Here is a 12303-nt window from a genome sequence, read left to right as displayed (position 1 = left end):
AATTCCTCCCCGGTACGGGGAGGGGGACCGCTCGCAGAGCGGTGGAGGGGCTCTCCACGAACGTTACGCTTGGTGGAGAGCCCCTCCACCACGCCTTTCAGGCGCGGTCCCCCTCCCCGTGCCGGGGAGGATTTACGCCGCCATCGTGAACGGTTCTAGGCCGGCGAGTTTGGTCCGCACTTCAGGCCGCGCAACCGCACGCGGTTCGAGCCCGCGCACGCCGTCGGCCATCGCCTTGATATGCGCCGGCGTCGAGCCACAGCAGCCGCCGAGCACGTTGACCTGTTTCGCCACCGCCCACTCGCCGACCAGCCCCGCCGTCGTCGCCGGCTGCTCGTCATACTCGCCGAGTTCGTTGGGCAGCCCGGCGTTCGGGTAGATCATGATCAGCGTGTCCGCGATCGCGCTCAGCGTCTTGACGTGCGGGCGAAGCTGCTCCGCACCGAACGAGCAGTTCAGGCCGATCGTGATCGGCTTGGCGTGCCGCACCGCATGCCAGAACGCCTCGACCGTATGCCCCGACAGGTTGCGCCCAGACAGATCCGTCAGCGTCATCGACATCATGATCGGCACGTCGCGCCCGAGCGCATCGCCCGCCTCGATCGCCGCCATGATGCCTGCCTTGGCGTTGAGCGTGTCGAACACCGTCTCGATCAGGATGAAGTCGACACCGACCCCCTCGCCGCCTTCGAGCAGCGCGTCGATCTGTTCGCGGTACACGCCCTTCAGATAATCGAAGTCGATCTCGCGAAAGCCGGGATCGTTGACGTCGGGCGACAGCGACAGCGTCTTGTTGGTCGGCCCGATCGCGCCGGCGACGAAGCGCGGACGGCCGTCCTTGGCCTCGTATTCGTTGGCGAGCGCGCGAGCGATCCTGGCGGACTCGACGTTGATCTCGCGCACCAGATGCTCTGCGCCGTAGTCGGCCTGCGAGATGACGTTTGCGCTGAACGTGTTGGTCGAGACGATGTCAGACCCCGCCTCGAGATATTCGCGCGTGATCGTTTCGGGGACGTCCGGCTTGGTGATCGCCAGGATGTCGTTGTTGCCCTTCTGGTCGTGCGACAAGCCGAGCGACCCTGCGTAAGCCGCCTCGTCGAGCTTCCAGTTCTGGATCTCGGTGCCGAACGCGCCGTCGGTGATCAGGATGCGCTTGGCGGCTTCCGCGTTGAAACGTTCACGTGGTGTCATCGTCAATCTCCTCCCCTCCCGCTGGCGGGAGGGGTCGGGGAGGGAAGTGCCGCAAACGAGACGGTCGGGTTGGGCCACGCCCTCCCCGACCCCTCCCGCAAGCGGAGTGGTCGCTACGCCGCAGCGACCTTTTCGCTCGGCTTCGCGCGAACACCGAGCATGTGGCAGATCGCGTACGCCAGCTCGGCGCGGTTGAGCGTGTAGAAGTGGAAGTCCTTCACCCCGCCCGCGTAGAGCCGCCGGCACATCTCGGCCGCGATCGTCGCGGCCACGAGCTGCCGCGCCGAAGGATGATCGTCGAGGCCTTCGAACAACCGGTCCATCCACGCCGGAATCTCCGCACCGCAGAGCCCAGCGAACTTCCGCGTCTGCGCGACGTTCGACACCGGCAGGATACCCGGCAGGATCTGCGCGGTGATCCCGGCGGCTGCAACCCGGTCGCGAAACCGGAAATACGCTTCGGGCGAGAAGAAGAACTGCGTGATCGCGCGGGTCGCACCGGCATCGATCTTGCGCTTCAGATTATCAATATCCGCGTCATGCCCGCCCGATTCCGGATGGCATTCGGGATACGCCGCGACTGAAATCTCGAACGGATGCAGCCTCCGCAACCCCGCGACCAAAGCCGCGGCGTTCTCATACCCGCCCGGATGCGCCTGATAGGGCTGACCCAGCGTCGGCATGTCGCCACGAAGCGCGACGATGTGGCGCACGCCCGCTGCCCAATATTCCTCGGCCACCTGGTCGATCTCGGCCTTGGTCGCCTCGACGCAGGTCAGATGCGCGGCGGCGTTCATCGATGTCTCGCGCTGGATCCGCGCGACCGTCGCATGTGTCCGTTCGCGCGTGGACCCACCCGCGCCGTACGTCACCGATACGAAATCGGGCGCTAGCGGCTCCAGCGTGCGGATCGCCTCCCAGAGTTGATTCTCCATCTTCTCGCTCTTCGGCGGAAAGAATTCGAAGCTCAGCCCGACATCGCCCGCCAGATCCGCGAACAGCGGTTCTTCGAGCGCACGGCGCGCTTCGGCCAGTTGGGGGATCGAAATGTTCGTCATGCCGCCTTCACCTCACGCAAGCCCGCGCCGATCTTTCGGCCGAGCCATAATTTCACCGTCAACTCACCGCCCTCGAGCGTCTCCACGCGCGCCGTCTGCAAGCCCGCGGCCTCGAACCACGCCGCCATCTGCTCGTCCGCAAACCCGAGACGAGTATGGGCATCGCGCACCCGCAATTCCTCGCGGTCGTGGCTCGCGAAATCGGCGATCAGCAACCGACCGCCCGGTGCGAGCACCCGCGCCGCCTCGCTAACCGCCGCTCCCGGCTGCTGCGCGAAATGGAGCACGTGATGCAGGATCGCGACGTCCGCCGCGGCATCGGCCATCGGCAACGCGTACAAATCAGCCTGACGCAGTTCGGCGTGCGTCATGTCGTGCAGCTTGGCGCGCGCCAGCCGCAGCATCTCCGAACTGCGATCGATCCCGAGCGCGACCGTAGCCTGCCCGCCAAACAGTTCGAGCATCCGCCCGGTGCCCGTACCGATATCGATCAGCGTCCCCACCGGCGCGTCGCCGAGCACTGCCGCCATCGCCGCCTCGACCTCGCTGTCCGCGACATGCAACGACCGAATCGCGTCCCACTCGTCGGCATGCCCCTCGAACCACGCCGCCGCCGACGCCGCCCGATCCGCGCGCACCGCCGCGAGCCGCGCCGCGTCCGCCACTGCCCAATGATCCGGCTCGGTCTTCGCCCAGGTATCGAGCGCGCCTGCAACCGGCTCGACCACGTCCGGCGCGCCGAGCGCGACGAACACCCAGCTGCCCTCCTTGCGACGTTCGGCCAGCCCTGCATCGCACAGGATCTTCACATGCCGCGAGACACGCGGCTGGCTCTGCCCGAGCACCTGCGCGAGTTCGCCGACCGACAGCTCCATCCGCCGCAACAGCGCAAGGATCCGCAACCGGGTCGCGTCCGCCAGTGCACGGAAGATTTCGAGCGCCATCGTCATGAAAGTTCATATAAAGATTTCTTTATATGAGGTCAACGCGGGCGTGCGCATCTTCCATTTCCGCCATAGGTCTCTGCGACTTATCGCATCGCGCGCGATCGTGACGGATCGGAAACGCTTTCTCCGCGTTCGATTGCGCTATGGGCTGGGGATTCCCCGGTCCACAAGACGACATCCACGGGAGTAGATACCTATGAAGAAGTTCCTGATCCCCGCCCTGGCGCTCACCGCCGGTCTCGCCGCTTGCAGCAACAACGCGCAGGACCAGACCGCACAGGCCGCCAACGCGATCGCCGCCGACGCCAGCGCGACCACCGCCAACGCGGTCGACGACGTCAGCGCAGCCAGCGATCGCGCGCTGGGTTCGGCCGAGCGCTCGCTCGACAACGCCGGTGCGAAGCTCGACAACGCCACCGACAATCTCGATGTGAAGGCCGATCGCGCCGGTGACCGCATCGAAGCCGGTGCAGACCGCGCAGGCGCCTCGATCAGCAACGGGGCCGACCGCGCCGCCGACGCCACCGGCAACGCGCTGACCCGCGCCGGCAACGCGATCAAGGACTAAGCCTTGCCAAGGCGCCCCCACCTCCCCGTCATCCCAGCGAACGCTGGGATCTTCCGGTTCGGGTCACGACGACCGACACGGAAAGATACCAGCTTTCGCTGGCATGACGGTGTGATGGTGGGGGCGCTGTTTGCTATTTCTTCGCTGGCGGCCTGCTCACCCGCCAGCGATCCCGGTGCCGTTACCGCCGACGAAGCGCATCAGTTGAACGAAGCGGCCGCGATGCTCGATGCCAACAGCGTCGAGCTGAACGCGGTCGCCGCCGCTCCTGACGACACTGCGCCCGACACCGAAGCATCCTCGAATTCTCTCTCGAATCCCCTCTCGAATCAAAGCGATCAGACCCGATGACCCTTCGCCGCCTCGGCTCGACCGATCTGAAGATCGCCCCCTCGTTCTCGGCGGCAACGTATTCGGTTGGACCGCCGACCGCGCCGCCAGCTTCGCCGTGCTCGACGCATTCGTCGCGGGTGGCGGCACAATGATCGATACCGCCGACGTCTATTCGGCGTGGGTCGACGGCCATAAGGGTGGCGAATCCGAGAGCATGATCGGCGAATGGCTGAAGGCCAGCGGCAAGCGCGACGACGTGCTGATTGCGACCAAGGTCGGCATGCTCCCCGGCGAGGGCGGCGAAAAGCTTGCCCCCGCGCGTATCGCCGCGGCGGCCGAAGCCTCGCTCAAGCGTCTCGGCACCGATCGCATCGATCTGTATTACGCACATCAGGACGACGACTCGCAGACGCGGGAAGCCGTCCTCGAAGCGTTCGGTAAGCTGGTCGATGCGGGGAAAGTCCGCGTGATCGGCGCATCGAACTTCCACGCCGCCCGCCTCAAGTCCGCTGTCGAGGCCGCGAAGACGTCGGACCTGCCGCGCTATCATGTGCTCCAGCCCGAATATAACCTCGTCAGCCGGACCAAGTTCGAAGGCGAATTGCAGGATTACTGCGTCACCGAGAATATCGGCGTGCTGCCCTATTACGGTCTCGCCTCCGGCTTCCTGACCGGCAAATACCGTACCAAGGACGATCTCGGCCAGAGCGTTCGCGGCGGCCGGATGGGCGAATTGCTCGAAGGCAAGGGCAAGGCCGTGCTCGACGCGATGGACGCGGTCGTCGAAGCCACTGGTGCGACGCACGCGCAGGTGGCACTGGCTTGGCTGATCGCACAGCCGGGCGTGACGGCGCCGATCGCCAGCGCCACCAGCGTGAAGCAGGTCGAGGATTTGCTGCCCGCGATGACGCTTGAATTGTCGAAGGACCAGCTCGACACCCTGACTGACGCAGGTGCGTAGACTTTCAAGTATCAGACGTCCGCGAACCTCCACGTCGTCCTGACGAAAGTCAGGACCCAGGGTTACAGTAGTCAACGTTAGACAACGTTTGGTGCTCTGGGTCCTGACTTTCGTCAGGATGACGGGTTTTGCCGGGTGATTTCGGACAACCATTTCAGAACTGTGGCGTGACGCTTCGCAACGACAGAGCCTCATGAACCCCAAGGGCTAGCCGTCTTCGGCACCGACACACCCGGCGTCTTCGCGGAAACACCATCCAACCCGGCGAGCGGCAGCGCATCCGCCGCATTCCCGCTCGCAACCGGCGCCGACACCAGAACCGCGATATCCGCCGCCGTCTCCTGATCGGTCAGCCGATGGACGATGTCGCGCACCGTCGCCACCTCCCAACCATCGTCATACGCGATCGCGAGCTTGTGCCCGACCGACGGCAGCGCATCGAACTCGTAATCCTCTTGCCGGTCTGCCGCAGCCCAACTCGCGCCCATGAAAATCCGAACCAGCATCCGCGCACCTTCTCGTTTCGATACGGCACCGCTCCGAGTGCCAGGCCGCTATTTAGCCAGCCCAAGTTGTTGCAACATGAACGCCTGCCACTCGGAATTCTGGCGATAGCGCTCGAACCGGCCGGACTTGCCGCCATGCCCCGCCTCCATGTTTACCCGGAACAGCAGCGGGTTCTTGTCGGTCTTCAGTTCGCGCAACTTGGCGACCCACTTGGTCGGCTCGTAATATTGCACCTGGCTGTCCCATAGCCCGGTGCCGACGTAGAGCGCCGGATACGCCTTGGCCTTGACGTTGTCGTACGGCGAATAGCTCAGCATATAGTCGTACGACGCCTTCTGCGCGGGGTTGCCCCACTCGTCATACTCGAACGTCGTCAGCGGGATCGACGCGTCGAGCATCGTCGTCACAACGTCGACGAACGGCACCTGCGCGATGATCAGCTTGTAGTCCGCCGGCGCCATGTTCGCGACGCCGCCCATCAGCAGGCCGCCCGCGCTGCCGCCCATCGCCGCGACGCGGTCCTTGGCGGCGTATTTCTGCGCGACGAGATACCGCGTGACATCGATGAAGTCGGTGAAGCTGTTCTTCTTGTTGAGCAGATGCCCGTCGTCATACCAGCCACGGCCCATCTCCTGCCCGCCGCGGATATGCGCGATCGCATACACCACGCCGCGATCGAGCAGGCCGATGCGGCCCGGATCGACGCCCGGATCGCTCGATATCCCGTAGCTGCCATAGGCGTATTGGAAGAGCGGCGCGGTGCCGTCGCGCTTGGTGCCCTTGGCGTAGACCAGCGACACCGGCACGCGCGTGCCATCCCGCGCAGGCGCCCAGACGCGTTCGGTGGCGTATTTCGCAGGGTCGTATCCCGGCACCGGCGCGACCTTCAGCACGCGGCGCTCGCCGGTCTTCGCGTTGACCTCGTAGGTGGTCGTCGGGGTGACGAGCGAGCCGTAGGTGTAGCGAACCCAAGGCGTCGCCGTCTCTTCATTCACCTCGAGCGCCATGCGATAGGCAGGTTCGTCGGCGGTGACCGCGGTCGACTTGCCCGCATCGTTCAGCACGCGGATCATCCGGTTGCCGCCCTCGCGCTGGTCGATCGCGACGAACCCGTCGAACGGCTTGAAGCTCTCGATGAAGACGGTGTCGCTGGCGGGAGTCAGGTCGCGCCACGCCGCCGTGCCCTTGGCCAGATCGGCGTCGGCGACAGTCACGAGCTTGTAGTTCTTCGCGTCCCTGTTGGTGCGGATGATCCAGCGGTTGCCGATGTGATCCGACCTGTAGCGGAACTCGCGCGCGCGCGGCGCGACGATCGTGAAATTCGTCGGGGCGGCGGCTGGGGCGCAGCGCTGCTCGTCGCTGACCGTGCTGCTCACGCCGATGCAGACGAACTTGTCGTCGGACGTGCGCGAGACGTCGATCGAGAAGGTGTCGTCCTTCTCCTCGTACAACAGCCGATCGCTGGCGACCGGCGAGCCGAGGACGTGCGCCTTCACGCGGTAGCCACGCAGCGTCACCGGGTCCTTTTCGACGTAGAGCAAGGTCTTGTTGTCGTCCGCCCAGACGACGTTGGGTTCGATGTTCGAAACGGAGTCGGCGATCGTCGCGCCGGTCGCGAGGTCCTTCACCTTGAGGACATATTGGCGACGGCCGACGGTGTCTTCGGCCCAGGCGACGCGGGCGTTGTCGGGGCTTACCGCCCAGTCGCTCAGCGCGAAGAAGCTATGGCCCTTCGCCATCGCCGGTTCGTCGAACAGCGTTTCGGCAGGCGCGGTACGGCTGCCCTTGCGACGCTCCAGGATCGGGTAATCCGCGCCCGTCTGGAACCGCGAACCGTAATAATAGCCGTTCTTCGCATACGGGACCGAGCTGTCGTCCTGCTTGATATGCGCGACGGTCTCTTCGTAGAGCTTGGCCTGAAGCGGCTTCAGCGACGCGAGTTGCGCATCGGCGTACGCATTCTCCGCAGCGAGATAGGCGAGCATCTCGGGGTTTTTCCGCGTATCGTCGCGCAGCCAGTAATAATCATCCTCGCGCGCGCCGTTGGGCGACGTCACCTGGAACGGCTTCTTCGCCACGCGCGGCGGCTGGACCTGCGCGACCGCCGCCGTCGAGACCAGCGCCACGCCGGCGAGCATCATGTACCGTATCGTCACTGTGCTGCTCCCTGTGCCGGTGCTGTTGCGACTGCCGGCTTCCGGTATCGATCGAACCAGGCGATGATCGCCGATGCCTTCGCCGCGGATTGCGACGGGCGAGCGGCAAGGCCACCGTGGCTCGCGCCCGGCACCTTCACCAGCGCGGTCGGCACGCCGCGGATCTGGAGCGCCGCATAATATTGCTCGGACTCGCTCACCGGGGTCCGGTAATCGTCGCCCCCGACCACCACCAGCGTCGGCGTCTTGACGTTGCCGACCAGGCTCAGCGGCGAGCGGTTCCAATAGCTCATCGGATCCTCCCAAGGCAGCTTGGTGAACCAGTAGCGTGAAGTGAACAGCGTGTTGTCCATCGTCAGCGCCTCGCTGATCCAGTTGATTACCGGCTTCTGCGTCGCGGCGGCCTTGAACCGGTCGGTCTTGCCGACGATCCACGCGGTCAGCAGCCCGCCGCCCGAGCCGCCGGTTACGAACAGGTTTTCGGGATCGGCGGTGCCGTCCTTGATCGCCGCGTCGACCGAGGCGATCAGGTCGTCGTAATCGGCAGCGGGATAGGTCTTGTCGATGAGGTTGGCGAACTCGGCGCCGTAGGAGGTCGATCCGCGTGGGTTGGTCCAAAGCACCGCATAGCCAGCGGCGGCATAGAGCTGCATGTCGGTCGCGAAACCAGGGCCGTAGGCGGCGTTAGGACCGCCGTGGATTTCGAGGATCAGCGGCACGCGCTGCCCCACAACCCGGCCCGGCGGGGTCGCGAGCCACGCGTCGATCGAGCGACCATCGGGTGCGGTCACCGCGATCTTGCGTACCGGCGCGAGCGCCTTCGATCCGGTCAGCACCGCGTTGAGCATCGTCAGGCGTCGCGATTTGCCGCCCGCCAGCACCCAGACGTCGGCGGGCGTGCTCGCATCGCCGCCGGTATAGGCGATCGTCCCACCCTTCGAGACCGAGAACTCGCCGCCGGTATAGGGCCGGTCGAGCCCGCCGCCCGCGACATTGTCGATCAGCGGCGTGACGCGGCCGTCGACACCGACGCGGGCGACGCGGCGCTGGCCGTGGTCGTCATAGCTCGCGTACAGGCTGCGGCCATCGGCCGACCACACCGCATCGTCGATCGCGCGGTCGAGCGTGGCGGTCAGCGAGCGGGGCGATCCCGCGTCACGGTCGCCGACATAGAGTTGCGTGTTCTCGTAGCTGCGGCGCTTGTCGTCGAAGCCGAGCCACGCGATCTTGCTGCCGTCTGGCGATACGCGCGGCTGCGCGTCGGGACCGTCACGCGTCGTGAGCGTCCGCATCGTGCCGCTCGTCGCGTCGACCGCGATCACGTCGGAGTTCATCACCTGGCGATCGGCGGCGGGCCCACGGATCGCGGCGAAGACGATGCTGCGGCCGTCTGGCGTCCACGACAGCGGGCCGCCATCGTCGAACTTGCCGTATGTCAGTTGCCGCGCCGCGCCGCCGTCCGCGCCGACCACGAAGAGGTGGTCGTAACCCGGCTTTACATAGCCCGGCCCGTCGTTGCGGTAGTTGACGCGGTCGATGATCGTCAGCGGCTCGGCCCATTTCGCGCCCTCGGGCTTGGGCGGCTGCGTGCCGAGCTTGGCGCCCTCGCCTGCTACCGTCGCGATATAGGCGAGCTTGGTGCCGTCGGGCGACCAGGCGAGCGCCTGCGGATCGCCGGGGAAACTGGTCACGCGCGCGCTCTGCGCACCGCCGATCCAACGGACGAACAGCTGTGATCCCTCGCCGTCGCGCGCGGCGTAGGCAATACGCGCCCCGTCGGGTGACCAGCGCGGGCTGCTGCCGTCGGTGGCGAACGGCGTCTGGCGACCGCTTGCGACGTCGATCAGCCAGAGCGAGGACTGCATCTTGTCGGTCATCACGTCGCCCGTGCGGCGGACGTAGACGATCGTCCTGCCATCCGGACTGATCTGCGGGTCGGCGGCGATCGTCAGGCCGAACAGGTCGCTGCCGGTGAAGCTGCGTGTCGGGCCGTCAGGTATCGGCGCGGCCGGCTGTTGCTGGGCAAAGGCCGGCGTTGCCGCGAGCAGGAGGAGGGCAAGGGTCAAGCGCAACGAACGGCTCCTTCGAATGAACCGCGCGAAGATGACACACTATTACGGGGTGGCAAGCGGTACGAACGTCACCGGCAAACCATCCTTCGGCCGCGGGATCGGGAAGACCTGCCATGTGTCGCCGCTGCCCGCCGCCGCCTCGATCCGGTAGCGCGTGAGCAGATGCGCGATCAGCAGTCGCATCTGCATCGTCGCGAAATACAGCCCGATGCACATATGCGCGCCACCGCCGAACGGCACCCAGGCGAACCGGTGGCGGCCCTTCGATGCCTCGGGCGTGAAGCGCAACGGGTCGAACCGCTCGGGATCGGGCCAGTATTCGGGCATCCGGTGCGTATAGGTGATCGCCGTCCCGACGCTCGTGCCCGCGGGAATGTCATACCCCCAAAGCTGAAAGCCTTCAGCGCGCGGCGCGGGATCGACGGGACCGGCGGCATCATCCGCAGCGATTCCTTGAACGCATATTCAGTCAGCACGAGACGATCGAGCTGCTCGGTCAGCGGCAGCGCCGGGTCCAGCGCAGCGACTTCCTCGCGCAGCCGTTCCTGCCACTCGGGGTTGCGCGCGAGCAGCATCACGAGGCTGGTCGCGGAGGACGTGATCGTGTCGTGCGCGGCCATCATCAGGAAGTTCATATGGTCGGCGATCGCCAGCGCGGACAGCGGCGCACCGTCGTCATCGGTCGCACGGCAGAATTGCGAGAAGAAATCCTGGCCGTCGCCGGTCCGCCGCGCAGGGATTTCACGCTCGAAAAGGTCGACGAGGTACGCGCGCGCCTTCACGCCCTTGCGCATCTGCGTGCCGGGCCAGGGTTTGCGGATCGGCGACACGCTTGCCTGCACCTCGTCGACGAACGCCTGATTGATCCGGTCCGCCTCCGCGCCGAGCGGCACGCCGAGGAAGCTGGTCGCGGCGAGATCGAGCGTGAGCTTTTTCACCACGTCGTAGAAGCGCAACGTCTGCCCGGCCCAGCCACCGATCGCCGCCTCGATCCCCGCATCGAGTTCGGTCGCATAATGCCGCATCGGCTCAGGCTTGAACGCGACCGACAGCGTCTTCCGGTCGGCGCGATGCTTGTCGAAATCCATCAGCATCAGGCCGCGCGGGAACAGCAGGTTGAGCACCGGTCCCCAACCCTGTTCGGACGAGAAGATCTTGTCGCGGTCGAACAGCACCAGCTCGTTCGCGTCGGGACCGAGCAGATTGACGCCGGTGCCGCCGAGCGCGCGATTGCGATACACCGGGCCATAGCGCGCCGCCATATCCTCCGAGAACGCGATCGGATCGGCGAGCAACTTGAAGGTGTTGCCGACGAACGGCAGGCCGTAATTGCCCGGGATGTGATCGAGCGCGCCCTTACGCTGACGCGGGAGCCAGTGCGCGCTGGCGTTCTGCAACATGGCGTGGCTCATCGACGGATCCTCAGCGACATGCCGGCTTGGCAACGCCAGGATACGGGCATAACTATTGTTCTGCAACCGGGGCGCGGATCCCGGGGCTTTGACAGGAGAGATGCATGGACCTCGCACACACTGCTGCCGTCGTGACCGGCGGCGCGTCGGGATTGGGCGCAGCAACCGCGCGCGCGCTGGCCGCCAAGGGCGCGAAGGTGGCGATCTTCGACCTCCAGGCGGACAAGGGCGAAGCGCTCGCCGCGGAGATCGGCGGGGTGTTCTGCAAGGTCGACGTCACGTCCGACGACAGTGTCGATGTGGGGTTCGCGGCGGCGCGCGCGGCGCACGGCCAGGAGCGGATCCTGGTCAATTGCGCAGGCACGGGGAATGCGGCGAAGACCGCGGGGCGCTCGAAGCAGGACGGCTCGATCAAGCATTTCCCGCTCGATGCGTTCGACCGGATCATCCAGATCAACCTGGTCGGCACCTTCCGCTGTCTCGCCAAATCGGCGGCGGGAATGCTGACGCTGGAACCCGGCGAGGACGGCGAACGTGGCGCTATCGTCAACACCGCTAGTGCTGCGGCGGAGGATGGCCAGATGGGACAAGCGGCGTACTCTGCGTCAAAGGCCGGCGTGGTCGGGATGACCCTGCCGATCGCGCGCGACCTGATGAGCGAAGGGATCCGGGTGAACACGATCCTGCCGGGGATCTTCGACACGCCGCTGCTGGCGGCGGCGCCACAGCCGGTGCGCGATGCGCTGGCGGCATCGGTGCCGTTCCCCAAGCGCTTGGGGCGGCCTGAGGAGTTTGCGGCGCTCGCGCTGACGATGATCGAATGCGGGTATTTCAATGGCGAAGACGTGCGGCTGGACGGCGCGATCCGGATGGCGCCTCGGTAGGATCTACCTCACCGTTCCCACGGAAAAGGCGGCAAGGGGCCAAGTCGTTCCGTCCAGGTGAACGCGACCTGCTAATCCTCCCCCGCCAGGTGGAGGTGGCTGGCGCTTGCCAGACGGAGGGGAGGAAAGCGAAACGCCGGCTCCGTGTCCTCCCCTCCGTCACCTACGGTGCCACCTCCCCCTTGCGGGGGAGGATGCAAATACCGATCGCCCT

Annotated in this window: 9 protein-coding genes and 2 pseudogenes; 4 read left to right on the top strand and 7 right to left on the bottom strand. The window is 66.1% G+C overall.

Translation table 11 applies throughout. The annotated features are described in order from the left end of the window. Positions 1-132: 132 nt before the first annotated feature. From QP164_RS00470 to QP164_RS00460, 3 genes are all read right to left on the bottom strand, one after another. Positions 133-1191, bottom strand: coding sequence for a homocysteine S-methyltransferase family protein (locus QP164_RS00470; protein WP_333921763.1), 1059 nt, complete (start codon positions 1189-1191; stop codon positions 133-135). Between the two features lie 113 nt (positions 1192-1304). Further along, positions 1305-2249 carry a methylenetetrahydrofolate reductase gene (metF, locus tag QP164_RS00465; protein ID WP_333921762.1) on the bottom strand — a complete coding sequence of 315 codons (945 nt, stop codon included), beginning with the start codon at positions 2247-2249 and terminating at the stop codon, positions 1305-1307. After that, positions 2246-3199: an ArsR/SmtB family transcription factor gene (locus QP164_RS00460; RefSeq protein WP_277984315.1), complete on the bottom strand. Its 954-nt coding sequence runs from the start codon at positions 3197-3199 to the stop codon at positions 2246-2248. The genes metF and QP164_RS00460 overlap by 4 nt, the downstream gene beginning before the upstream one ends. A gap of 193 nt (positions 3200-3392) precedes the next feature. On the opposite strand from QP164_RS00460, the gene QP164_RS00455 reads away from it, so the two are divergent. The 3 genes and pseudogenes from QP164_RS00455 to QP164_RS00445 all read left to right on the top strand — a co-directional run bounded on the left by QP164_RS00455 (position 3393) and on the right by QP164_RS00445 (position 5058). Next, positions 3393-3764: a hypothetical protein gene (locus tag QP164_RS00455; RefSeq protein WP_132739398.1), complete on the top strand. Its 372-nt coding sequence runs from the start codon at positions 3393-3395 to the stop codon at positions 3762-3764. 114 nt (positions 3765-3878) lie between these two features. After that, positions 3879-4115, top strand: coding sequence for a hypothetical protein (locus QP164_RS00450; RefSeq protein WP_333921761.1), 237 nt, complete (start codon positions 3879-3881; stop codon positions 4113-4115). Continuing rightward, positions 4112-5058, top strand: a pseudogene (locus tag QP164_RS00445) (aldo/keto reductase). The gene QP164_RS00450 and the pseudogene QP164_RS00445 overlap by 4 nt, the downstream one beginning before the upstream one ends. A 191-nt stretch (positions 5059-5249) precedes the next feature. Here QP164_RS00445 and QP164_RS00440 read toward each other — a convergent pair. The 4 genes and pseudogenes from QP164_RS00440 to QP164_RS00425 all read right to left on the bottom strand — a co-directional run bounded on the left by QP164_RS00440 (position 5250) and on the right by QP164_RS00425 (position 11205). Then, positions 5250-5564: a hypothetical protein gene (locus QP164_RS00440; RefSeq protein ID WP_333921760.1), complete on the bottom strand. Its 315-nt coding sequence runs from the start codon at positions 5562-5564 to the stop codon at positions 5250-5252. 48 nt (positions 5565-5612) lie between these two features. Beyond that, complete coding sequence (locus tag QP164_RS00435) at positions 5613-7721, bottom strand: S9 family peptidase (RefSeq protein ID WP_333921759.1); 2109 nt, start codon at positions 7719-7721, stop codon at positions 5613-5615. After that, positions 7718-9793, bottom strand: a complete 2076-nt coding sequence (locus QP164_RS00430; protein WP_333921758.1) for a S9 family peptidase — start codon at positions 9791-9793, stop codon at positions 7718-7720. The genes QP164_RS00435 and QP164_RS00430 overlap by 4 nt, the downstream gene beginning before the upstream one ends. Before the next feature lie 42 nt (positions 9794-9835). Then, positions 9836-11205 (bottom strand): annotated as a pseudogene (locus tag QP164_RS00425) (cytochrome P450). 104 nt (positions 11206-11309) lie between these two features. Between QP164_RS00425 and QP164_RS00420 the strand changes: the two are divergent. Then, entirely contained in the window at positions 11310-12089 is a 780-nt protein-coding gene (locus QP164_RS00420; protein ID WP_333921757.1) for an SDR family NAD(P)-dependent oxidoreductase, read from the top strand. Positions 12090-12303: the final 214 nt, after the last annotated feature.

Source organism: Sphingomonas sp. LR59, from assembly GCF_036855945.1.
Lineage (GTDB): Bacteria > Pseudomonadota > Alphaproteobacteria > Sphingomonadales > Sphingomonadaceae > Sphingomonas.
Note: the sequence above shows the minus strand (reverse complement) of the source record. Positions and strands in the feature narration are given on the sequence as shown.